Source organism: Kluyvera sp. CRP (genome assembly GCF_019930565.1).
Taxonomy (GTDB): domain Bacteria; phylum Pseudomonadota; class Gammaproteobacteria; order Enterobacterales; family Enterobacteriaceae; genus Kluyvera; species Kluyvera georgiana_A.
Genome location: NZ_CP082841.1, coordinates 2,224,759 through 2,248,696 on the forward strand (window position 1 = coordinate 2,224,759; position 23,938 = coordinate 2,248,696).

The 23,938-nt window shown below is 55.6% G+C and carries 18 protein-coding genes and 2 pseudogenes; 8 read left to right on the forward strand and 12 right to left on the reverse strand.

What is annotated here, in order from left to right:
- Positions 1 to 61 precede the first annotated feature (61 nt).
- Positions 62 to 381 (reverse strand): annotated as a pseudogene (locus tag K7B04_RS10450) (LysR substrate-binding domain-containing protein); the annotation flags it as partial.
- A 158-nt stretch (positions 382 to 539) separates the two neighbouring features.
- Between K7B04_RS10450 and K7B04_RS10455 the strand changes: the two are divergent.
- On the forward strand, positions 540 to 1,511 hold the full coding sequence (locus K7B04_RS10455) for a fatty acid desaturase (RefSeq protein WP_163449525.1): 972 nt from the start codon (positions 540 to 542) through the stop codon (positions 1,509 to 1,511).
- Positions 1,504 to 2,304: a PhnD/SsuA/transferrin family substrate-binding protein gene (locus K7B04_RS10460; protein ID WP_163449524.1), complete on the forward strand. Its 801-nt coding sequence runs from the start codon at positions 1,504 to 1,506 to the stop codon at positions 2,302 to 2,304. Before K7B04_RS10455 ends, K7B04_RS10460 begins: the two co-directional genes overlap by 8 nt.
- A gap of 4 nt (positions 2,305 to 2,308) precedes the next feature.
- Here the strand turns inward: K7B04_RS10460 and K7B04_RS10465 are convergent, their stop codons facing one another.
- The 9 genes and pseudogenes from K7B04_RS10465 to K7B04_RS10505 form a co-directional block, all read right to left on the reverse strand.
- Positions 2,309 to 3,625 (reverse strand): LLM class flavin-dependent oxidoreductase, encoded by a 1,317-nt coding sequence (locus K7B04_RS10465; protein WP_163449523.1) that lies wholly within the window; start codon positions 3,623 to 3,625, stop codon positions 2,309 to 2,311.
- Positions 3,626 to 3,680: 55 nt separating this feature from the next.
- Positions 3,681 to 4,571 (reverse strand): ABC transporter substrate-binding protein, encoded by an 891-nt coding sequence (locus K7B04_RS10470; RefSeq protein ID WP_163449522.1) that lies wholly within the window; start codon positions 4,569 to 4,571, stop codon positions 3,681 to 3,683.
- A 28-nt stretch (positions 4,572 to 4,599) separates the two neighbouring features.
- Complete coding sequence (locus K7B04_RS10475) at positions 4,600 to 5,277, reverse strand: ABC transporter permease (protein ID WP_223803977.1); 678 nt, start codon at positions 5,275 to 5,277, stop codon at positions 4,600 to 4,602.
- Positions 5,277 to 5,906: an ABC transporter permease subunit gene (locus K7B04_RS10480; protein ID WP_163447131.1), complete on the reverse strand. Its 630-nt coding sequence runs from the start codon at positions 5,904 to 5,906 to the stop codon at positions 5,277 to 5,279. The genes K7B04_RS10475 and K7B04_RS10480 overlap by 1 nt, the downstream gene beginning before the upstream one ends.
- Positions 5,899 to 6,987, reverse strand: coding sequence for an ABC transporter ATP-binding protein (locus K7B04_RS10485; RefSeq protein ID WP_223803978.1), 1,089 nt, complete (start codon positions 6,985 to 6,987; stop codon positions 5,899 to 5,901). The genes K7B04_RS10480 and K7B04_RS10485 overlap by 8 nt, the downstream gene beginning before the upstream one ends.
- 226 nt (positions 6,988 to 7,213) lie before the next feature.
- Positions 7,214 to 8,850: pseudogene (locus K7B04_RS10490) on the reverse strand (methyltransferase domain-containing protein).
- 10 nt (positions 8,851 to 8,860) lie between these two features.
- Complete coding sequence (locus K7B04_RS10495) at positions 8,861 to 9,118, reverse strand: YjhX family toxin (RefSeq protein WP_163447137.1); 258 nt, start codon at positions 9,116 to 9,118, stop codon at positions 8,861 to 8,863.
- A 317-nt stretch (positions 9,119 to 9,435) separates the two neighbouring features.
- Positions 9,436 to 9,828: a VOC family protein gene (locus K7B04_RS10500; RefSeq protein ID WP_163447139.1), complete on the reverse strand. Its 393-nt coding sequence runs from the start codon at positions 9,826 to 9,828 to the stop codon at positions 9,436 to 9,438.
- Between the two features lie 180 nt (positions 9,829 to 10,008).
- Entirely contained in the window at positions 10,009 to 10,260 is a 252-nt protein-coding gene (locus tag K7B04_RS10505) for a zinc ribbon domain-containing protein (RefSeq protein ID WP_163447141.1), read from the reverse strand.
- A 296-nt stretch (positions 10,261 to 10,556) separates the two neighbouring features.
- Here K7B04_RS10505 and K7B04_RS10510 point away from each other — a divergent pair, with 296 nt between their 5' ends.
- Both K7B04_RS10510 and K7B04_RS10515 read left to right on the forward strand, forming a co-directional pair.
- Positions 10,557 to 11,165 (forward strand): DUF1062 domain-containing protein, encoded by a 609-nt coding sequence (locus K7B04_RS10510; RefSeq protein WP_163447143.1) that lies wholly within the window; start codon positions 10,557 to 10,559, stop codon positions 11,163 to 11,165.
- Between the two features lie 397 nt (positions 11,166 to 11,562).
- On the forward strand, positions 11,563 to 12,279 hold the full coding sequence (locus K7B04_RS10515) for a YebC/PmpR family DNA-binding transcriptional regulator (RefSeq protein WP_163447145.1): 717 nt from the start codon (positions 11,563 to 11,565) through the stop codon (positions 12,277 to 12,279).
- A 132-nt stretch (positions 12,280 to 12,411) separates the two neighbouring features.
- Here K7B04_RS10515 and K7B04_RS10520 read toward each other — a convergent pair whose 3' ends face one another.
- Positions 12,412 to 12,810 carry a hypothetical protein gene (locus K7B04_RS10520; RefSeq protein ID WP_223803979.1) on the reverse strand — a complete coding sequence of 133 codons (399 nt, stop codon included), beginning with the start codon at positions 12,808 to 12,810 and terminating at the stop codon, positions 12,412 to 12,414.
- A gap of 336 nt (positions 12,811 to 13,146) precedes the next feature.
- Here K7B04_RS10520 and atzF point away from each other — a divergent pair, with 336 nt between their 5' ends.
- Genes atzF through urtA form a run of 4 tightly spaced genes read left to right on the forward strand, consistent with a single transcriptional unit; the run spans position 13,147 to position 20,586 of the window.
- Positions 13,147 to 14,949, forward strand: a complete 1,803-nt coding sequence (atzF, locus tag K7B04_RS10525) for an allophanate hydrolase (protein ID WP_223803980.1) — start codon at positions 13,147 to 13,149, stop codon at positions 14,947 to 14,949.
- Complete coding sequence (gene uca, locus K7B04_RS10530) at positions 14,942 to 18,574, forward strand: urea carboxylase (RefSeq protein WP_223803981.1); 3,633 nt, start codon at positions 14,942 to 14,944, stop codon at positions 18,572 to 18,574. Before atzF ends, uca begins: the two co-directional genes overlap by 8 nt.
- Positions 18,571 to 19,269, forward strand: coding sequence for a GntR family transcriptional regulator (locus K7B04_RS10535; RefSeq protein ID WP_163447153.1), 699 nt, complete (start codon positions 18,571 to 18,573; stop codon positions 19,267 to 19,269). Before uca ends, K7B04_RS10535 begins: the two co-directional genes overlap by 4 nt.
- Positions 19,270 to 19,314: 45 nt before the next feature.
- Complete coding sequence (gene urtA, locus K7B04_RS10540) at positions 19,315 to 20,586, forward strand: urea ABC transporter substrate-binding protein (RefSeq protein ID WP_223803982.1); 1,272 nt, start codon at positions 19,315 to 19,317, stop codon at positions 20,584 to 20,586.
- A 682-nt stretch (positions 20,587 to 21,268) separates the two neighbouring features.
- On the opposite strand, the gene iutA is transcribed toward urtA, so the two are convergent.
- Positions 21,269 to 23,470, reverse strand: coding sequence for a ferric aerobactin receptor IutA (iutA, locus tag K7B04_RS10545; protein ID WP_163447157.1), 2,202 nt, complete (start codon positions 23,468 to 23,470; stop codon positions 21,269 to 21,271).
- Between the last annotated feature and the right edge of the window lie 468 nt (positions 23,471 to 23,938).

A 23,938-nucleotide genomic window follows, 5' to 3' on the forward strand; every position in this document is an offset into this window, starting at 1 on the left:
GTCCCGCGCTCTTCCAGTTATATGTCTCGGCGCCACCATCAGGCAGTAGACATATAAATGCTCAAATATTCAACGTTTCAATCTCCATCCTGAGGGCAGGGAGACGTTGCGATGCGGATAATAGAGAAACAGTCCCTCCATTCGTACGCCCTAAAAAACCCGAATAAGCGCCCCGCGCTCTAAATTATCGGCGACTAGCTCTAGGGGAACATATGCCAGTCCCAGACTCAGCCGGGCGCTTCCGCTTCCATATAGCTGTCAGATAAGGCCCACTGTCCCTGCGGCCGGTGAGTCACTCTGGATGAGATCCCACTGCTACATACTTCCGTCGCCAAACTGATAGGCAATACACGGATGCGCGGCTTAGTCCGCTGGTGCTTGTGCTCGTATAACGATTATCGTCCGGCGGCTAACCCGATGTTGCGTGGTGCAGCCCCAGTTTTTCTGGCAAAGCATAGCGATTTAAGTTCTTTGTTATTTCAGGCGTTATCCCCGATCTTCATGCCATATATACACTGGCGGAAAGGGCGTCTGAAGGAATGGGTAAACGAAACTCCCTCTATTTGCACCAACAACAACGAGAACATATTCACCAGCTTTCAACCAGCATCCTGTGGCGCAGCGAACTCCCGACCTGGATAATCATGATGGCCATTTATGGCGGCTGGTTTGCGACCCTGGCGAACTGGCAGACGTTGGGTTTATATCCCGCCACCGTGCTGCTTATCGGGTTTACCGCCTGGTATATGTCGCTACAGCATGAGTTGATCCACGGACATCCCACCCGATTTCCCCGGCTGAACCAGCTTTTCGGCACGCTGCCGTTGGCGGTCTGGTATCCGTATGGCCTGTATCGCGACTCCCATCTGGCGCATCACCGTAACGACCACCTTACCGTACCCGTGGACGATCCTGAGTCTTATTACTTCAGCGATGAAAGCTGGGCGCGGTTTCGCCCGTGGCAGAAGCGGGTGATTCATCTGCGTAACACCTTTATCGGACGGCTGTTGCTGGCGCCGCTGATAGATATCGTGCAGACGCTGGGCAGTGCCGTGTCAGCCTTTCGCCGCATGCAGGTAGCGGCCATGCTGATGTGGATCACTCACGGGGCCTTACTTGCCGTGCTTTTTGGCTGGATGTCGCACCTTGGCTTCTCGCCTCTGTGGTTTGTTCTGGCGGTGAGTTACCCCGCGCTGGCGCTGACCAAAGTGCGATCTTTTTTTGAGCATCGGGCTGCGGACGATCCGCTGGCGCGTTCGGTCATCAACGAGGCCGGGCTGTTCTGGCGAGTCCTGTTTTTGAATCTTAACTATCATTCTGTACATCACGATCTGCCAGGCGTGCCCTGGTATGGGCTGAAGGCGGTTTACCTGCACAATCGCGATGCCTATCAGCGGCGCAACCACGGTTTTCTGGTGAAGGGATACGGTGAATGGTTACGCCATTTCTGGGGGAAACCGGTGGATGTGACGGTCCATCCGGGTATTCATAAAGGAGACGGTCATGAGTGATCCGCTGGCATTCCCGATGTACGCCGTTAACCGCCGCGATACGGATGCCCTGTGGCTGGCAGTTCAGAAACTGCTGGTTGACCGGGGTGTGCCGGTAGGGAGCCTCACGCCAGCGTTGCCGCAGGAGGCGCTGGTGACACACTGGCAAAACCCGCAGCTGATCCTGAGCCAAACCTGCGGTTACCCTCTGGTGACGCAGCTTTTGGACGTTCAGGTAGTCGGCTGTTTTCACTACACCGCGCCGGGCTGCGAGAACATCTATTACCGCAGCGTGCTGGTGGCGCGCGAAGAGGATAAACAGCAAACCTTTGCTGATTTTCGCGGCCGAGCGGTGGTGTGCAATTCCACTGATTCGCAGTCAGGTTACAACGTACTCATGAAAATTGTGACGCCACTGGCGGTGAACGGGCGCTTTTTCTCGCGCGTTGTCCTGAGCGGCAGCCATCGTCAGTCGCTTCACGATGTAAAACACGGTGAAGGGGATATCGCGGCCATCGACTGCGTGACCTGGGCGCTATTACAACGCCATGAACCCGCGTTGCTGGACGGGCTGGCGATTATCGACCAAAGTCCGCTGGCGCCTGGATTACCGCTCATCACCGCGAAGGAAACTTCTTCCGACACCCTTGCCTCGCTGCGCGAGGCGCTTCATACGCTGGTGAGTGCGCCGGAATACCGGGAAATTTGTGCCGCGCTGCTGATAGGCGGGTTTAGCGAGGTGACGCGCGAGCCTTATTCGTTATTACTGGACTGGCGCAAGGCGGCGCAAACAGCCGGTGTTACCCGGCTGTAGCTCTTCAGGCAAAGTGGTTTCTGGCCAGCGGAAGGCCCAGTTTTTCCCGCAGGGTGCCCGGTGCATATTCGGCTTTCATCACCCCTTTAGCTTTGAGAATAGGGACAACCTGTTCCGCGAAGCGATCAAAATCCCCCGGCAGCAACGGGAACATCAGGTTAAAGCCGTCTGCTGCCCCGGAAAGATAGATTTCCGCCAGCGTGTCGGCAACTTCCTGCGCACTGCCAATAACCAGCCAGCTGTCGGAGCTTTGCAGCAACAGACGACCCAGCTCCAGAATGGTCAGGGCGGGGTCGTAATCCCGGATGAGTTGCAGTACGGTGCGAATACCGTCGAAGTTAGCTTCGTCTGGCAGCGGCGGCAACGGTTTATCGTAGGGATAAGGGCTCAGATCCAGCTTCAGATACGCCGACAGCAGATCGATAGCCATCCGATCGCTCATCAGCTGCGCGTTAAGCTGCTGGCGCTCGGCTTTTTCGGCTTCGGAATTCACCACTACCGGCAGCACTCCGGCGATGATTTTAAAGGCTTCCGGCGAACGTCCGAGCGCTTTCAGGCGCTGATTCATCTCTTCGCGGTAGGCTTTTCCCTGCTCGATGGACTTGATAAACACAAAGTGCATATCCGCCTTGCTGGCGGCGAGTTGCTTACCGGCTTCGGAAGAGCCTGCCTGCACGAGAACAGGATGTCCCTGCGGCGGACGCGGCACATTAAGCGGGCCACGCACCTTAAAGAAATCGCCGTGATGATTAAGATGATGCACTTTGTCGGCATCGGCAAACAGGCCGCGCGGTTTATCAAACAGGAGCGCGCCATCTTCCCATGAGTCCCACAGATGGGTGACCACATCGATAAACTCCCCGGCGCGCTGGTAACGATTACCGTGCTGCGGGATCTGATCCAGACCGAAGTTGGCGGCTTCCTCTTCCAGCCAGGAGGTCACGATATTCCAGCTTGCGCGCCCGTTACTCAGGAAATCGAGCGAGGCGAAGTAGCGCGCCAGGTTATAGGGTTCGGTGTAAGACGTTGAAGCGGTTGCCATCAGGCCAATATTGTCCGTCACGGCGGCCAGCGCCGAGAGTAGCGTCAGCGGTTCAAGGCGGGCATTGGCGTAATGGGCAAGGCCGCTGTCCCAGATCCCGGTATGGTCGGCAATGAACAGGGCATCAAGCGTGGCGGCTTCGGCTTTGCGCGCAAGGGCGGTGTAGTAGTTGAGGGTGAAAATCTCGTGCTCGGGGGCGTCCGGATGACGCCATGAGAACCGGTAATCACCCTGTGGATTGAAAAAGAACAGGTTCAGGATCATGGTGTTGTGCGACATTGTGGGGCCCGTGTCAGGTTGTGGCCGATCCCTGGCCATTGGATAATTAAATGCGTTAAAGGTTGGTATTGACCCATTGTTCTGCCACGGCAGCAGGATCCTTGTGCTGGAGGTCGACCTGCTTGTTCAGCTCGACAAGAGCGGTGTTATCCAGCTTGTGAGACACCTGATTGAGGATGTCGTCGATTTTTGGCGTCAGCGCCGCTTTGCGAACCAGCGGGACAACGTTTTGGCTTGGCTGTTCGTGTTTATCATCTTCCAGCACCACCCAGTCCTCTTTGGCAAGCGAGCCTTGGGTGGATACCACCGTTGCCACGTCAATTTTGCCGGAGTTCAGCGCCAGACGGGACAGCGGCCCGCCCATGTCGAGGGATTTCACCTCTTTAAACTCCAGGCCGTAGACGCGCTTCAGACCCGGCAAACCGAGGGCGCGAACCGGAAACTCCGGCGGGCCGCCGATCACCAGCTCGTGTGCAACGGGTGTCAGATCGGAGAGTTTGGTTAAGCCGTATTTTTTGGCCGTTTCGGCGCGGACGGCCCAGGCCGTGACCGAGCTTGCGGAAGAGGGGGTGAGCAGCGTAAATTCTGCCGGCAGCACTTTTGCCAGCCCGGCGCTGACGTCGCCCTGGGTGGTCGCGAGGGTTTTGGTGTCATAGTAATTCAACAGTGCGCCGAGATATTCCGGGACAATATCTATTTCACCGCTTTTCAGGGCCGGAATAATAATTTCTCGGTTACCCAGATTAAGCCGTGTTTTCACATCAATATTATTTTTCTTTAATGCGCTGGCGTAAATATTGGCAAGAATGGAGCTTTCGGTAAAGTTCGCCCCGCCAATGGTGACGGTTTCCGCCAGGGAGGTAAAACTTAAGCTGAATAATCCTGCCGCCAGAAGGGATAATTTAAATCCACGGCGGTTAAACGCTTGCCATAATGATTGCTTCATAGAGCCTCTTTTTTGCAGGTGGTTTTTATCATGATTCCGTTATTGCAGATGCGAGCTTTGACTGAAATAACACGTTGTTGATAAGTGAAAATATCCCCTCGCAGGCCAGTGCCAGCAGCGTCACCACAAGGGAGCCGGCAATAACCTGCGGTATATCGCGCTGCCCAAGACCATCAATCAGGAAGCGGCCCAGCCCACCCAGCCCGGCATAGGCGGCGACCACCGCCGTGGCGATAAGCTGCAACAGCGCGGTGCGAATTCCGGCAAAGATCAACGGCATCGCTAGCGGGATGCGCAACTGCCACAGGCTTTGCACGGGCGTCATGCCAAGCGCGGTGGCGGCGTCGCAAAGGGTGCGGTCGGCGTGGTAAATCCCGACCCAGGTGTTGGTCAGGATCGGCGGGACAGACAACGCGACCAGCGCAAGAAACACCGGCACATCATTGAAACCAAAAAGAATAATGCACAATAAAATCAGGCCAAGAGACGGGATCGCCCGGCCAATGTTGAACAGATTGATGACCAGGAAAGCTCCTTTGCGCCAGTAGCCCAGCGCCACCCCCAGAGGTAACGCAATGGCCGAGGCGATGATCATGCTCACTAGCACATACCAGAGATGCTCACGCAAACGCAGCAGGATCCCCGTATCGCTAAGCCAGTGGTCCGGCTGAATTAACCATTGCCAGGTTGCGGTTAAGATGTCCATTAGCGTGCCCACGGCGTAACCCAATAGCCCAGACGCGCTATCAGAGAGTCAAAAATAAACGACAGCACCAGGCTTAGCACCACGCTCACCACAATCGGCGTCAGGAAATCCTGGTTAAAGCCCGACAGCAGCAGTTGGCCAAGACCGCCCTGACCAATCAGCGCCGTAACCGTGACCAGCCCCACGAGTGTGACTGAGGCAATACGCAGCCCGGCAAACAAAGACGGGAGAATCAGGTGCAGCTCAACGTCAACAAACCGGTACCAGCGCGTGTAGCCTAGCGCGCGGGCGGATTCGAGCACGTCGGACGGCAGCTTTTCTATCCCGGCGACCACGTTGCGTAGCAGGATCAGCAGTGAATAGAGCGTTAAGCCAATCACTGACGTGGTGAGCGACAGGCCGGTAAACGGGATCAACAGAATAAACAGCGCCAGCGAGGGGATGGTAAACAGCACCCCGCACAGACCGAGCAGTACCGGCGCCGATGCGGGCCAGCGCAGGGTCAGGCCAATCAATACCCCGGTGAGTGCCGTACCGAAAAAGAGCGATACCGCCACCAGTTGCGTGTGCTGCCAGAACAGGGCGGCAATCGGCCCTTGATTGTCCGCAATCCATTGCCAGTCAATCATAGCGGCGAACATCCACATGCCCGTCCAGTACGCGCTGCAGCAGCCCGTGGGAAATACTGCCCTGATACTGACCGTCTCCGTTGACGTGCACCAGCACTCCCCCCGGCGCATCCAGCAGTGCGCTGTAGGCGAAACGCAGGGAGTGAAGCGCCTTCAGGGTCAGTGATACGGGCAGGGTGGTGCGCCGCTCAGGGTCAAGCCAGTACAGCGGGCGCAGCTGTTTATCGAGCACCAGCCGCAGCGGGCTGGCAACCAGCGGATGCTGGCTGGAAATGGGGGTTAATTCCTCGTCCACCAGGGGAACATCGTGACGCGGAAGCTGCCCAACCTGAAGTCTGGCAAGGCGTTTTAAGTTGGGCTCAGGCCCGATGAATCGCGCCACGAACTCGCTGGCCGGCTGGGCGAGGATACTATCGGGCGTATCAAACTGAGCCAGGACTCCGCCTTCCTGAAAGATGGCCATTTTATCGCCCAGGCGAATAGCTTCATTGATGTCATGGGTGACGAGCACGATAGTTTTGTGCAGGCGCTGCTGGAGTTGCAACAGCTCGTCCTGGAGCTTTTCCCGCACCACCGGGTCGATGGCCGCAAAGGGTTCATCCATTAACAAAATCGGGGGATCGGCCGCCAGCGCGCGGGCAATCGCCACCCGCCCTTGCTGCCCGCCTGAAAGCTGGTGGGGGTAGCGCGTAAGCAGGCTCGGGTCGAGGGACATGAGCTCAACCAGTTCATCAATACGTGCCTGAATATGCTTTTTTTTCCAGCCAAGCAGACGCGGAACCGTGGCGATATTCTGAGAAACGGTCCGGTGCGGGAATAAGGCTGCACTTTGCATGACAAAACCAATTTTTCGCCGTACCTGAATAATATCGGCATCGGCTATTTTAATACCCTGAACATATACCGAACCGGCATCCGGGATATCCAGTTGATTAATCATACGTAATATAGTTGTTTTCCCGCAGCCGCTAGGGCCAACGAATGTGCAAAATTCACCTTCATTGATAACGATATTTAATTTTCCGATCGCGGCATGCGTACTACCAGGGTACGTTTTGTTTATGTTTTCAAGTCTTATCATATGAAACAATAGCACCCTGAAATTATTGCGTTTATATCAAACACAAATTACAGAGGCGATGAACAGGGCGCAAATATGATATTTGCATTTGTATTGCAGGTATTTGGAATTTGATAAGGGGGATTCAGCAATAATGCGGACACCGATGTAAGCCCCCCCGTTGTCGTTCCACGCACTTTCTGACTTAACGGCGGCACAGTTTTCTGGCTGTGCCGCCTGCGTCAAGCTATCGCGCCATTAACGCGAATACACCCCAGCCAAAGTATTCCCGCGTGAACGTGACGTGGCGTTTGGGCGCTATCGTCAGTGCTTTCCTGACTTCAGAGGCAAAGTCATCATCAGGGTTTTCTTCCAGCCAGCGACGCATGGTCATCCATTTTGCGGCTTCGTATCGGTCCCAGCCTTCCTGGTCTGCCAGCACCATTTCCACCACGTCATAGTCTTGTTCGCCGAAAGCGTCGACAAGCGCGGGGAGGGTGAGAAAGTCAGCCACGGACGAGACGCCGCAGGCCTGGGCAACCTCTTCGCTGGCGGGCACCTGACGCCAGTAGGGTTCACCGATAAGGATGATTCCGCCGGGCTTAAGGCTTTTTGCCAGCAGCGCGATCGTTCCGGCAAAACCCCCTGCAATCCAGGTTGCACCGATGCAGGCCGCCACGTCATATTTTTCGTCGGCGACGTAACCTGCCGCATCATTATGAATAAAGTGCACGCGATCGCTGACACCGAGTTCTTCTCCTCGCTGCTTTGCCTGCGAGGTGAAGAGCGGACTCATGTCGATGCCCGTACCGGTAATGCCGTGATCGCGAGCCCAGGTGCAGAGCATCTCGCCCGAGCCGCTGCCCAAATCGAGAATTCTGGTCCCCGGCTTCATGCGCAGTACATGGCCCAGCGTGGCGTATTTTACTGGTGTGAACGGGTTATGAATGCGGTGTTCACTTTCACTAATGGTAAAAATGCGTGGGATATCCATTAATTAATTCCTTTTTTGAATTGCATGTTCAGGTGGCTCCCTTCCGGGGATTTTGATTTTTCAGTCAGCAGAGCAAAGAGTTTGCCCTCAAAAGTCTCGCTGACCGGCCATTCGGTATTGTCAGGGCGTTGCACGACTGTAAGGCCCGCGTTGCTGAAAAGGCGGGGATATTCGTCATCCAGCCAGGCCGTCATCACGCTCCCGAAGCGCGTAGTGCATCCGCTTTCGTCTATTGCCCAGAACTGCGTTGAGCTGGTTTTTGCCTCTTCATCCCAGGCGTTTTCCGTTAACAGAAGATGGGGGACCTCAAGGAACAGCCCGTGCGGGCAGCGTTGCCAGCTTGCCGGCGCTGTGCCCTGACGTTTAACTTCATCAAAAGTATGAACTTCAGCGAGCAGCCTGCCACCAGGTACCAGCCACCGCGCGCAGCGGCTGATAAGAGTCTGAGCATCTGTTGCACTGAAAACATTCAGCTCTCCGAACGTCATCATGATGAAATCGAAGGGGAGTTCTGGGTTGTAAGTACGGATATCCTGATGAATGTAATCAATTTTCAGACCTGCGTTTTGTGCCTGTTGGCGGGCCCACTCAATAGATGCGGGGGAGAAATCCACCCCCGTACAGCGGAATCCGCGCTCTGCTAACCGACGGGTATAAAAGCCGGGGCCGCAGCCGAGATCCAGAATGCGTGCACCCGCCGGTATCTGGCGGGCAATCCACGCGACCTGCTGTTCAATCACGTTTTGTCTACGGCTGGCCCAGTCGTGATCCTGCGACAAATGGTTTTCCAGCATACGTTGGCTGAAGGCTGGATCGTCCCAGGGGATTTTGTGTTCATCGGCTGACAGTTGCGGGCGACCGGATGAAAAAATAAGAGTGCTGATATCCATAACGCTCTCCTTAACGATTATCGGGCTGTGCGCGAACATTGTTCAGCCCGGTGGTATTAATGCGGTAGGGCTGACCGTTGACGGACTTGATCAGCTTTTTGGTTTTGAGTTTTTTGAAGACGGCGAGCGTACAGTCAGCCAGCAGCAGCCCTTCACGGCTGTAGCATTCAACGGATGTGACGCGGCCTGATGCATCGCGGACGTGCGCGATGCGACCACCTTTGGCGAGAACGTGTAAGGTACGTTGTTCCTGACGGGATAAATTCATACTGAAGAACCTGTTTAATCATCATGTGCAAAACGTGCAAACACACAGCGGTGTCCGCATTCGATTTCGGCGCATTGATAATCAGTCCGGCCTGAAAAGGTCGGGAAACTGATTATCGGATGATTACATTCTCCAGCATCAAAGCCTCGGGTTGAGTTGATAGGTATTTACAGGATGAATGATAACACCTGTTTTTTATAAGTGAATATCCTGGTATGAAAAGTGTGATCCCGACAGGAGCCTGTGAGAGCGCCCCTATCGAAACACCGGGCTAAAGTCGCGTCGTACTGAATTCATATGGCCGTGAAATGAACGTGTCAGCGCGCAGGATCGTAATAGACAAACGCGAGCTTATTCCCATCCGGATCGCGAACATAAGCGCTATAAAACCCTTGCCCGTATTGCGGCCTGTGCCCCGGTGCGCCTTCATCCGTGCCCCCAAGACTGAGCGCCAGCGCGTGCAGTTGCTGTATCTGTTCCAACGAGCGTGCATTCAGCGCCACCATCGTGCCATTTCCCACTCCGGCACGCTGTCTGTCAAAGGGCCTTCCAACACAAAGTCCGGTGGTGGTGTTGCTATTGAATGTCCCCCAGGAGGCGCCTTCTTCGTTACGACCTGCCTTTGGGTGCCCAAGCAGTTCCATCAGCGGGTCGTAGAACCTGATGGCTCGCGCTAGATCGTTAGTCCCCAGCATCATGTAAGAAAACATAAACTCTCCTCACTCCCTCTTGTTGACGACCTGCCGGTGATGAATGCTGCAAGCGTAACGCGTCTTTTGATGGCGTGACCGTCGGTTTATGACCAGCCAGTGACCTGGCTGGTTGAGTGTTGTGCCCGATACGAGCTCACGGAATCCACTTTAATCTGGGGTGAACCACTGAATTGAGATTCACTCGTCCGCTTTGTGCGCCCAGGCGGGCATTGCCGTCAGGTAGCGTTTTGCCCGCTTGCGTGCCTCCTCTTCGCCGACCTTTTGCCAGGAATCAAGAAAGCTCGCCAGACCGGAAACGGCCTCTTCCCACGGTTTGAGGTTACCGTCGTCGTCGCTGCAGTAAACACAATATTTATCGCTGCTCCCTTGTGCATCAGGGGCGGACATCGGCATTCCGCAGGCCTGACAAAATTGTTCGTGCTGTGTCATAAAGCGCTCCTTCTGTCGTGTGATTGTCTATTAAATATACAGAGTTAGTGCGCGGTATTTAGCGGCTCAGATCAAGAGATCCGGTCGGTAGCATTATAAATGTTGACTCAACTCATTTACCTGGTGAATGTCATTTTGCTAGTCTCTGCCCATATTTTGGGCGATACAACAGGATTGTAACGTTGGAAATCTTTTTCTAACCCACTGAAAAATATCTCATAAATATTTTTCATACATAAACATTTATGGTCCGTTCAATACGGGCCCGGTTTTGTATGGGTTAAAAAAGGTACGTTATGAAAGTTACATGGAGCGTTGCCCCCGTGGGGTACCAGCGCATTGCGAAACGCTGCCCTTCATGCTGTGTAAAACGTGAATTTATACCTTCGGGGACGATTCGGGTAAATTCGCAAAAGAAGTTGCTGGATATCTGGAGTATTTATAAATGTACTCACTGCGATTACACCTGGAATATCTCCCTGTTTTCTCGTCTGCACGTCAGCAAAATTGATCGTCAGCTTCATCACCGGCTGATGACCAACGATGCCACCACGGTACAGCACTTTGCCTATGACATCGCGACACTGAAGCGAAACAACGCTGAGCTATCGGGGCGGCCTGATTTTTGTGTGCAGGAACGATGGTCTGTCAGCATCTTCCCTCGCCGTTGGGTTCGGGTCAGCGTCAGAATTTCCCGTTCTTTTCAGGTTAGCCTGCTGTCTATTTTACGACAGCAGCTCATGCTGAGCGCGGCTGAAATTCAGCGAAGGGTTGATGCGGGGCAGATAAGTGGCGTGACGATGAAGATGCTAAAATCACGCAAACTCAGCGCCGGGGAATATCAGTTTCAGCTATCAGTAGAAACGTTATATGCCCATCGTAGGATCGTTCTGACACGTCGTTAAAAAATAAGAAGCTCACCCCCAGGTTTATAAACGCCAGTAGGGCAACCGTAAACACAATGACGGATTTACCATGGAAGAGGTGAGCTTCCACGCTGAGAAGCGCGGTGCTCGTTCCCATCAGCCCTTCCTCATCAGGATTATCAAATTTGTCTCTTTTTCTTATGTATTATTGCTGTGGTTTGATTATTAATAATAAAAATAAAAGAACCGCAGATGTATTCATCAATAGTTTTCCACTTTGTTAACTATTGATAAATTTAAAGTAACATTGCGTAAGTCAGGGTGTTTTTAATTCTCATGGACGAGAATTTATATCTCATGATATAATATGCTGGATAAAGTTGTCAGGTTATTATTCTGGCAGCAATGTAAATAAATCTTCCAGGAGACCATTCCAGTGGGACGTAAGTGGGCAAATATTGTTGCTAAAAAAACGGCTAAAGACGGTGCAACGTCTAAAGTATATGCAAAATTCGGTGTGGAAATCTATGCCGCTGCTAAACAAGGTGAACCTGATCCAGAATCAAACTCATCTTTAAAGTTCGTTATTGAACGTGCGAAACAAGCTCAGGTTCCGAAACACGTTATTGATAAAGCAATTGATAAAGCCAAGGGCGGCGGTGATGAAACCTTCGTACAAGGGCGTTATGAAGGCTTTGGTCCAAGTGGTTCGATGATCATCGCCGAGACGCTGACGTCCAATGTTAACCGCACGATTGCCAACGTCCGCACAATTTTCAATAAAAAAGGCGGGAATATCGGAGCGGCAGGTGCTGTCAGCTATATGTTTGACAATACCGGCGTGATTGTATTTAAAGGAACAGACCCTGACCGTATTTTTGAAATTCTGCTTGAAGCGGAAGTTGATGTTCGCGATGTAACCGAAGAAGAAGGAAACATCGTTATTTATACTGAGTCTACAGACCTTCATAAAGGTATTGCAGCGTTAAAAGCCGCTGGTATTACTGAATTCTCAACGACAGAATTAGAAATGATAGCCCAATCAGAAATTGAGCTCTCGCCGGAAGATTTAGAAATCTTTGAAGGACTGGTTGATGCCCTTGAAGATGACGATGATGTTCAGAAAGTATATCATAACGTTGCAAATCTCTAATTTTAAATTAAAAATCTGTCATGTTATGGCAGATTTTTAACTTCTTGTTCTAATAATATTTAGACGAATGTGTTAAACATAAAATAAATATCCCCCAGAAGACATTATTTTAATGGATTTTCTTAGTCTTAATTATTGTGCGGCGGCACACTTTCCCTTCACATCTCCGACAAATGCAGCTACGGCATCCTGCATGATGTTGTTGGTGTTGGTCCGGTTGATGGTCATAAACGCTTTGGTCCGATCCGTGGAAATTTGCCATGTCTGGAGAGTCAGGCCCAACTCAGTGGCATATTCTCCAACCATAGCGGTGGGGCTTATTACCGTATAGGTCATCAGGCTGTCGGTTACGGATGGCGATTTTTTATCGATATTGATCGCAAACTCTTTTCCCGCAAAACCATCGTTCTTGATAGTGTACTGGTTATACTGATAAGCACCTGTTCCCTGCACGTTAGTGACAACCCAGCATTCCGCACTGGCGCTGGCACAGGTGAAAAACAGCACTGCACAAGGAAAAAAACGCTTCATTATCATTCTCCACTCCTGTTGTTATTGGCCGACAGTTTACTCTGAAACAGGCATTTTCGGTTAGGCGATGATTTTTTATATTGCAAGCAGACGCCAGAACCTGCTGTTAATCCCGGGTCAGTTATTTCATAACTAATTATTTTAGCTGTTTATTTTACTATTTGTTTTTGCTATGACCATTGCACCGATAATGTACAAAAATGCGCCTTTACGGTGCGTTGAAATATCAGGTGAATTTCCGGGTTTTATTTTAATTCAATATAAAACAATGCATTAAATTTCTGGCATAGGCCTTGCTAATTGAATTCCATCTTGTATACCAACAGGGATTCAACGATGGCTTTTATGACCGGAAAAACGCTGGCCGGCTGGCGTCAGCATATCAGGCAAAATAGCGATGCGGTGTTCGCATTATTACAGACGCATATTCAGTCGCTGGCGACCGACGATAACGCATGGTTAATGATTGCCAACGACGCCCAGCTACGTGCGCAGTTAGACGCATTAACGCCTGTTTACCGCAACAATCCTGAAGCGTTACCGTTATTCGGCATTCCTTTTGCGGTTAAAGATAACGTCGATGTCGCAGGCTGGCCCACCACCGCCGCTTGCCCGGCGTTTGCCTATGTGGCAGAGGAGGATGCCACCGCGGTGGCTCGCCTGAAAGCCGCCGGGGCCATCGTGATTGGCAAAACCAATCTTGACCAGTTTGCTACCGGGCTGGTGGGCACGCGTTCACCATACGGCGCGGTGGTGAACAGTTTTAACGCCGACTACGTCAGCGGTGGGTCCAGTTCCGGCTCCGCTTCCGTGGTGGCGCGCGGTCTGGTGCCGTTTGCCTTCGGTACCGATACCGCGGGTTCCGGGCGCGTACCGGCCGGCTTCAACAACATCGTTGGACTAAAGCCGACCAAAGGCTGGCTATCGGCGAAGGGCGTGGTACCTGCCTGCCGCCTGAACGATACGCTGTCGGTGTTTGCCTTGACGGTGGAGGATGCATTCGCCATCGCCACGCTGGCGGGCGGTGACGATGCTCAGGATGCCTATTCCCGTACACATCCGGCGACCACGCCCGCCGCCATGCCGTCCAGTCCGGTGTTCGCTATCCCGGAAGTGCTGAATTTCTTTGGCGATATCGACGCGCAAACGGCCTGGGAGCTGGCGCTGGATGCCCTGCATGACAGCGGCGCCACCCTTAAACCGATCGACTTCAGCGCCTTTTCTCAACTGGCGGAACAGTTGTATCAGGGGCCGTGGGTGGCCGAACGCACGGCGGCCGTCGGCGAGATGCTACAGCACCCCGAACAGATGGATCCGACCGTCCACGCGATTATCGCCGCCGGGCTGAACTACAGCGCGGTGGATGCCTTCAGAGCGGAATACCTGCGCGCCGAACTGGCGCAAAAAATTCAACGCGCGTTAGGCGAGGTGGATGCGCTGGTGGTCCCCACGTCGCCGACGATCCATACCCTCGATGAGATGAAGCAGGAGCCCGTGCGTTTCAACTCGCAGTTTGGCACCTACACCAATTTCACCAATCTGGCGGATCTCAGCGCGCTGGCGCTACCCGCGCCTTTCCGCGCCGACGGCCTGCCTGCGGGCATCACGCTGATTGCCCCCGCGTGGCACGACCGCGCGCTGGCGGATTTTGGCCTGCGCTGGCAGCAACAGCTGGCGCTGCCGCTGGGCGCCACCGGGCAGCCGCTGGCTGCGGAGGCTGGCACGCTGCCGGTCTCTTCCCGGCACGTGCGCGTGGCCGTGGTCGGCGCGCATCTGCGCGGCATGCCGCTCAACTTCCAGCTCACCACTCGCCGGGCGGTATTTGTCGAAGCAACCCATACCGCACCGCGCTACCGCCTGTACGCGCTGGCCAATACCCAGCCGCAAAAACCGGGCATTGCCCGCGCGACCAGCGGCGCGGCGATCGAGGTGGAACTGTGGGATATCCCACTGGCGCGATTCGGGGAGTTTGTCGCTGAAATTCCGGCTCCGCTGGGCATTGGCTCGCTGGAGTTAAGCGATGGTCGTTGGGTGAAAGGCTTTATCTGTGAACCGGCGGCGCTTAACGATGCCACGGACATTACCGAATTTAAGGGCTGGCGCCACTGGATTGCCCGCAAGGAGACCCCCCATGTTTAACACCGTCCTGATTGCTAACCGTGGCGAAATCGCCTGCCGCGCTATCCGCACTTTGAAACGCCTGGGGATCACCAGCGTAGCGGTTTACTCCGACGCTGATAAAAACGCCGAGCACGTCAGGCAGGCCGATATCGCGCTGGCGCTGGGTGGCGAGAAAGCGAGCGACAGCTACCTGAAAATCGACAGCATTATCCAGGCGGCGCGCGAAAGCGGCGCACAGGCTATCTGGCCAGGCTATGGCTTTCTCTCTGAAAGCCTGCCGTTCGCCGACGCCTGCGAACAAGCCGGCATTGTCTTTATTGGCCCCACCGCGCAGCAGATTGGCGAGTTTGGCCTAAAACACCGCGCCCGTGAGCTGGCGGCACAAGCCGGCGTGCCGATGACGCCGGGCACCGGGCTGTTGAATTCGCTCGATGACGCGCTGGAGGCGGCACAGCGGATAGGCTACCCGGTAATGTTAAAAAGCACGGCGGGCGGCGGGGGGATTGGCCTGACGCGCTGCGCCGATGCCGAAGCGCTGGCGCAGGGCTGGGAGAGCGTGCGCCGTCTGGGCGAGCAGTTCTTCAGCGACGCGGGCGTGTTTGTTGAACGCTGCATTGACCGTGCGCGCCATATCGAGGTGCAGATTTTTGGTGACGGCAACGGCAACGTGGTGGCGCTGGGCGAGCGCGACTGTTCGCTGCAGCGGCGCAACCAGAAGGTTGTTGAAGAGACGCCCGCGCCGAATCTGCCTGCCGCCACCCGTGCGGCGCTGCTCAATGCCGCCGTGCAGCTCGGCAAGCTGGTGAACTACCGCAGCGCCGGGACGGTGGAGTTTATCTATGATGCCGGGCAAGACGCCTTCTACTTCCTCGAAGTGAATACTCGTTTGCAGGTTGAACATCCGGTGACCGAATGTGTGACCGGGCTGGATCTGGTGGAGTGCATGCTGCGCGTGGCGGCGGGGGAAACGATCGACTGGGCGCGCCTGGCGAAAGCGCCACAGGGGGCTGCCATCGAGGTGCGTATCTATGCCGAAAACCCGCTGAAAAACTTCCAGCCAAGCCCCGGCGTGCTGACGGAAGTGGTCTTCCCGGACAACGTACGCATTGATACCGGCGTGGCAACCGGCAGTGAAGTGTCGGCATTTTATGACCCGATGATCGCCAAACTGATCGTCCACGCCGACACCCGCGAAGCCGCGCTGAGCAAACTGCATGCCGCGCTGAACGCCACGCGTCTGCACGGCATCGCCACCAACCTTGACTATCTGCGCCAGATAACCGCCAGCGAGGCCTTTATCAGCGGCACCGCGTGGACGCGGATGCTCGATAGCGTGGTCGCGCGCTCATCGGTGATTGAGGTGCTTCAACCCGGCACCTGGAGCAGCGTGCAGGATTATCCCGGCCGCCAGGGCTACTGGGATATCGGCGTACCGCCGTCCGGGCCGATGGACGATTTTGCTTTCCGCCTGGCGAACCGTATTGTCGGCAACCACGAATCGGCGGCGGGGCTGGAATTCACCCTGCAAGGGCCGGTGCTGCAATTTCACAGCGATGCGCTGATTGCGCTGACCGGAGCCGACTGCCAGGCGCTGCTCGATGGCGAAGCGGTCGCGATGTGGCAACCGGTGTCGGTCAAGGCTGGGCAAACGCTGGCGCTGGGTCGCGCGCAGACCGGATGCCGTGCCTATCTGGCGGTACGTAACGGCCTCGACGTGCCGGAGTACCTCGGTAGCCGTTCCACCTTCGCCCTGGGGCAGTTCGGTGGTCACGCCGGGCGGACGCTCAGGGTGGCCGATCAGCTGCCGATCTCGCGCCCGGAACTGGCGGCCTGCACCACGCCTGCACCCATTAGCGAGGCTAAAGCGCTGTCGCCTGCGCTGATTCCTGCCTACGGTGAAGTCTGGCGCATCGGCGTGCTTTATGGGCCGCATGGCGCGCCGGATTTCTTCACCCCGGAATCCATCGACGAATTCTTCGCCAGCGATTGGCAGGTGCACTATAACTCTAACCGCCTCGGCGTGCGGCTGGTAGGTCCAAAACCAAGCTGGACGCGGCCAAACGGCGGTGAAGCGGGGCTGCATCCGTCCAACGTTCATGACTGTGAATATGCCATTGGCGCGATTAACTTCACCGGCGACTTCCCGGTGATCCTCACCCGCGACGGCCCCAGCCTCGGCGGGTTTGTTTGCCCGGTGACGATCGCCAAAGCCGAATTGTGGAAAGTGGGGCAGGTGAAGCCGGGCGACCGCATTCGCTTCTACCCGATGAGCGTGGAAGACGCGGTGGCGCGTGAGAAGGCCATGGATCGCAGCATTGAGACGCTGCAAACCAGCGCGCTGCCGACCTTTGCCATGCCGTCGCTGGCCGACCGCGACGGTGTGTCCGCCGCAAGTCTGGTGTCACTGCCGGCTACCTGCAATACCCCCGCCATCGTTTACCGCCAGGCAGGGGACAATTACATCCTGATTGAGTATGGCGAAAATGTGCTGGATCTGGCGCTACGCCTGCGCGTTCACGTGCTGATGGCCCATCTGCGCGAACGGGCTCATCTTGGTATTAAGGAGCTATCACCTGGCGTACGTTCGCTACAGGTGCGTTACGACAGCCGCGACATCAGTCAGCAGGCGCTGGTGACGCTGCTGCTGGAGCTGGAAACGCGTATTGGCGACGTCAGTCAGATGACGGTGCCGTCACGCATCGTGCACTTGCCGATGGCCTTTGAAGACAGCGCCACGCTCGATGCCGTCAGCCGCTACGCCGATACCGTTCGTGCTAGCGCCCCCTGGCTGCCGAACAATGTTGATTTTATTCAGCGCATCAACGGGTTGCCGAACCGCGAAGCGGTAAAAGAGACGATATTCGACGCCAGTTACCTGATCCTCGGGCTGGGAGATGTTTATCTTGGCGCGCCCTGTGCGGTGCCGGTGGATCCACGCCACCGTTTGCTCAGTTCCAAATACAACCCGGCGCGCACCTTCACCGCCGAAGGCACCGTCGGCATCGGCGGTATGTACATGTGCATCTACGGCATGGACTCCCCCGGCGGCTACCAGCTGGTGGGGCGAACGCTGCCTATTTGGAACAAGTTCCTCAAAAACGACCAGTTCAGCGCGGGCGAACCCTGGCTGCTGCGTTTCTTCGATCAGGTGCGCTTCTATCCAGTCAGCGAGAGTGAGCTGGACAGCCTGCGCGAAGATTTCCGCGAAGGCCGCGCCGCGATTCGCATTGAAGAGACGGTCTTCGACTTCCCGGCGCACCTGCGTTTCCTTGAAGAACATGCCGATGATATCGCCCGCTTCCGTCAGCACCAGTCGACGGCGTTTGACGCCGAGGTTGAGCGCTGGCAGCGCGATGAGCAACAGCCCGTCAGTGAAAGTCTGATGCCAACCGCCGAGGTGGTTGTTGACGAGGAAGCGCTACCTGTCACCGCCGATATGAACGGCAATATCTGGAGAGTGCTGGTTAACCCGGGCGATACGGTGGAAGCGGGGCAGACCTTAATCATCGTCGAGGCCATGAAGATGGAACTGGCGATTCACGCGCCGCAGGCGGGGAGGGTGAAACACATCGGCTGCCAGCCGGGCCGCCCGGTTAGCCCCGGCGATGTGCTGCTGTGGCTGGAAGAGAGGAGCGCCGCATGACGGAAAGCAACGGCAAAAAGCGCCAGGCCGGGCTGGCGGAGCGCATCTACCAGGCGCTGAAAAACGATATTTTTGATTTCCGGCTTATGCCCGGCGAGCACTTCAGCGAAAACGAAATTTCCGAGCGGATGGCGGCCAGCCGTACGCCGGTACGTCAGGCATTGTTCTGGCTGGAGCACGAAGGCTATGTGCAGGTGTACTCGCGCAGCGGCTGGCAGGTGAAACCGTTCGATTTCACCTACTTCGAGGCGCTGTACGACTTTCGCATCGTGCTGGAAATGGAGGCGGTGAAGCGTCTGTGCGCTCTGCCTGCCGAGGCCCGCCACGAGCATCTGGCGCCGCTGCTGGCTTTCTGGTGCGAAGCGCCGCGTATGGCGCCGGGTAAGGCGCTGTCGCTGCAGGATGAAGCCTTCCACACCGCGCTGGTACGCGCCACCGGCAACAGCGAGATGGCTCGCGTCCATGTCGAGCTGACCGAGAAAATGCGCATCATCCGCCACCTCGATTTTACCCGCGAGGATCGGGTGGAGGCGACCTACAGCGAGCACGCGCTGGTGCTCCAGGCAATTTCGCAACAACAGACGGAAGAGGCGCAGCGGATCCTCACTGCGCATATTTCCCAGAGTAAAGCCGAGGTCCGAAAAATAACCTTACACCGGCTGCAGCAGGCACGTTTACAACCCGTTTCACCGTAGTGGCGGGCAACATTTATCACTCAATATCATTTAGGGGTTTTGGTCATGAAAAGACGTTCTTTACTGAAAGCATTTGCCCTGTCAGCCACCTTTTTGAGCATGGGCTTCTCTTTGCAGGCATACGCAGCAGACACCATTAAAGTGGGGATCATGCACTCCCTGTCGGGGACTATGGCGATTTCGGAGACGCCGCTGAAAGACGTGGCGCTGATGACCATTGATGAAATTAACGCCAAAGGCGGCGTGCTGGGCAAAAAGCTGGAGCCGGTGGTGGTGGATCCGGCCTCCAACTGGCCGCTGTTTGCCGAAAAGGCGCGCCAACTGTTAAGCCAGGACAAGGCCGCGGTGGTGTTTGGCTGCTGGACATCGGTGTCGCGTAAATCGGTGCTGCCGGTATTTGAAGAGCTGAACGGTCTGCTGTTCTACCCGGTACAGTATGAAGGTGAAGAGATGTCGCCGAACGTCTTCTATACCGGCGCGGCGCCAAACCAGCAGGCGATTCCGGCGGTGGAATATATGATGAGTGAAGACGGCGGCAGCGCGAAGCGCTTCTTCCTGCTCGGCACCGACTATGTTTATCCGCGCACCACCAACAAAATTCTGCGTGCCTTCCTGCATTCCAAAGGCGTTCAGGATAAAGACATCGAAGAGGTTTACACCCCATTTGGCTACAGCGACTATCAGACCATCGTCGCCAACATCAAGAAATTCTCCGCTGGCGGCAAAACGGCGGTGATCTCCACCATCAACGGCGACTCCAACGTGCCGTTCTACAAAGAACTGGCGAATCAGGGCATTAAGGCGACCGACGTGCCGGTGGTGGCGTTCTCCGTAGGTGAAGAGGAGCTGCGCGGTATTGATACTAAACCGCTGGTGGGTCATCTGGCGGCATGGAACTACTTTGAGTCCGTCAGCAATCCGGTGAACGAGAAGTTTGTCGCTGACTATCGCGCTTACGCCAAGGCGCACAAGCTGCCGAACGCCGATAGCGTGGTGACCAACGATCCAATGGAGGCCACCTACGTGGGTATTCATATGTGGGCCCAGGCGGTCGAGAAGGCAGGGACCACCGACGTGGATAAAGTGCGTGCCGCGATGGCGGGACAAACCTTCAATGCGCCAGACGGCTTTACGCTGACCATGGATGCGACCAACCACCACCTGCACAAACCGGTGATGATTGGTGAAATTGAAGATAACGGGCAGTTTAACGTGGTGTGGAACACCGATAAGCCGGTGCGCGCGCAGCCGTGGAGCCCGTACATTCCGGGGAATGATAAGAAGCCGGATACGCCGGTGAAAACGGGTGGGAAGTAAGGTTTGGTAACGGGGCAGTGGTTTGAACGAGGGGAGATACATTTGGGGTTATCACTCTGTTGCGCTCCCTTTCAGCGCTAGCCATATAAATTGCGCGGGCGCAGGGAGCGCGCAAGGGGCGGCCAATCGCCGCCGCCCCCTGCACCCCCGGGCTCTGGCGGCAAAATCGCCGCTGCGCGGTTCCCTCAGCTTATTCCCTCCGGCTTCGGGTCGGGCGTGAGTTCACATCCCTGTGAACCACGCCCTCAGCCCACATCCCTGTGGGCTGACCCGGCCTACGGGAAACGCTTCGGCGATTTAGACGCCACCAAAAACCGTGCGGTCTTTAAGTTAACAGCGAAAACCAGTCTTTCTGAAACCGATGAGTCCCCGCTGGAAATCGGCGAGCCGTAGCACGGAAGACAAGGTCAGTCCGCCATGGATGGCGGACTGAGGCGAACCGAGACAGGGACGTCGAGTTTCGCCGTGCCGAAGGCTGGAGTCGTAGGCGAGCGCAGTGCGAAGCACCGATTTCCCTGCGGGGCCGCGGGGATTGCGAAGGGGGGCGCGGCCGCCCCCCTTGGCCCGTTCACCGGTGAAGGAACGTCATATTCCACCTGACGTAAAGTGAACGGAACCCTTCACCTTACTGACAAATATCAGATTTTTTCATCGGGATTAAGCAGATAGCGCAACCTGGCTATCAGAACAGCACCGAATAATTCAACCCAAACGTCCGCCCGCGACCTTTGTACTCATACAGTGACGCCGGGCCGTAGCCTGGGCTGTAGTACATTGGCGCGCGCTGTCCCCACACCGTGGTGTAGTCGCGGTCGAAGAGGTTTTCAATGCTGAAGCTCAGCTTGCCCACCGGTAACGCGTAGCTGCCGAGCAGGTCGACGGTGGTGTAACCCTCAATCTCATTTCCGGCTTCGTCGCGCAGTTTAAATGACGTCGTGCTCTGTACGCGCAGGCTCCATGGCTCCGGCGCCCAGCCAATATAGGCGGTGGCTTTGGACGGGCTGGCGACCTTCACGTCGTACTTCTCCCAGTTACCGTTCACCTTAGACTCGGTCTTCAGCACGTTGAAGTTACCCCCGGCGCTCCAGTCGGTATCCGGAATAAAGTAATCCACCGCGCCTTCCACGCCATAAATGCGGCGTTTGTCGTCCACCACGCTGATGGTCAGATCGTCATTAACCACGACGTTCTTATCGGACAGGGAATAATAGGCAGCAACCTGCGTCCGCAGATTGTCGCCGGTGTAACGCCAGCCAAGCTCATACGAGTTGACCTTGATCCCTTCCAGTTTGCTGCCGTCGACGCTGACGCTGTTGGTCAACGCGCGATGGCCGTTAACGGCTGTCGCATAATCACCGCGGCCGTAGTATTTCCCCGGATCGGGCAGTTCCACGCCCTGAGAGAAGTTAAACCACGTCTGCTGACGCTCGGTGAGGTGCATAAGTAGCCCGGCGTTAAACAGGAAGTTGTCGTAGTCAGTGGAGCCTCCCGGGATGGCGTCCGCGGATTTCACCGTTCCGGCGGCGATCTGCTGCTGCACAGCATAGCCAACAAAATCATCGACTTTGTTCTCGGTGTACTGATAGCGCACGCCGCCGCTTAGGGTAAAGATGTCGTTGATGTCGTAGCTGGATTGCAGGAAGGCGGCCAGGTTGCTGATGTCGTAATCCGGATAGCGACCGGTGGTGTAAATTTGCTGGTTATTCATCCCGCCTGACGCGCTGGCTTTAGGCAGGTCGAAGAACATCTGGTTGGAGGTAAAGCGTTCATGATCGGCGTCGAGGCCGTAGGTTAACTGCCAGCCGTCCAGCGGCGTACTGTTCAGCGTTAATTTGGCGCCATACTGGTTCGTGTCCTGCTGTGAGGAGGATAAGGCGGTCACTTTCTGCTGCTTGTTCACGCTTGGGAAGGGGTAAAACAGCAGCGACTCATCGCGATAGTAAACCTGGCCAACCATCTCCTGACCGAGGAAGTCGCTGTTGGAATATTGCAGGCTGATCAGATGACGCTCGGTGCCTGGAATACGGTCGGAGTTCAGCCCGCTGCTGACGTACGGTTTGCTGCTACCGGAAATGGCTGAGAAATTTTTGCCCAGGTTTAGCCCGTAGTCATCGTCGCCCTGGCTCTTGTAATATTGCGTCACCAGCTGTAGCTGCTGGGTTTCATCGATATTCAGCGTGCCGGTGCCCATCACATCGAGGCGGTCGGAGTACTGCAACCCGGTCTGGGTGTTGTCGAGCAGCGTGGCATCGCCGTTACCGTCATACCAGCCGCCGAATTTCTGATAAGCCACCGACAAACGCCCGGCGATATGATCATTGCCGCCGGAGACGGCGCTGGCGATACGCTCATCGTGATCTTTGCTGCTGTTAAAGCCGCTTTTTGTCCCCGCTTCAAATTCCACCTGGGTTTCCGGCTGGCCTTTTTTGGTCACGATATTGATAAGACCGCCGGTACTGCCGCCGCCGTACAGTGACGTCGCGCCGGAGATAACCTCAATGTGTTCGATATTAAATGGGTCGATAGAATCGAGCTGGCGAGAGTCGGTACGCGATGAGTTGAGGCGCACGCCGTCAATGAGCACTACCAGCGGACGACCGCGCACGTTCATGCCGTAGTTGGTGCGGCTCTGGCTGCTGACATCAAGACCGGGAATTAACTGCGCCAGCGCATCTTTAAGCTCTTTGCCGCCCTGAATCTGCTGTTCCAGTTCGGCGTTTTCGATAACCCAGGTGGTTTGCGCCATCTCCGCCACGGTGCGGTTGCTGCGGTTGGCGGAGATCACCATGTTTTCGTCATCGGTGGTTTGCGCCACGGCGGGAGCCATCATGGCGAGAAGCAGAGGGTTGAGCGCCCAGAGGGTAGGCTTTTTAGTCATCATCATCATTCCTGTGCACGGGCTGACAAAGGCCAGCCCAAAAATGCGTTAAGTGAGTGAAAAGCAGCGCAGAGCCGCGAATGCGAATTGTGCGGAGAATGTTTCTTATTATCAATAATTGTTTCTGGTTTTGTTAAAATATTTTTATGCTTTACCGGGTGTTATGAACCGCTGCCGTGACGCTGAGATGGGTAGCCATAAGCCAGTCATCTGGAAGGAAAAGGCGTGATATTCTTTCCTTGTGACGGATTGCGCTAATAACGTGCGCGAATGTGCCGTTTCGGTGCGCGCGCTGACGACCTCTTCAAGCGGATTTACCGTTAAGCCTTTTATAAACAGTCTGTTAAATTTTTGGCACATGCCTTGCTAAATGAATTCCATCTTGTATACCAACAGGAATTCAACGATGACATTTCGCATCAGCACATCGCGGGCGGCGCGATGGTCGGCTTTCGCCATTCTCTTTTTCTGCGC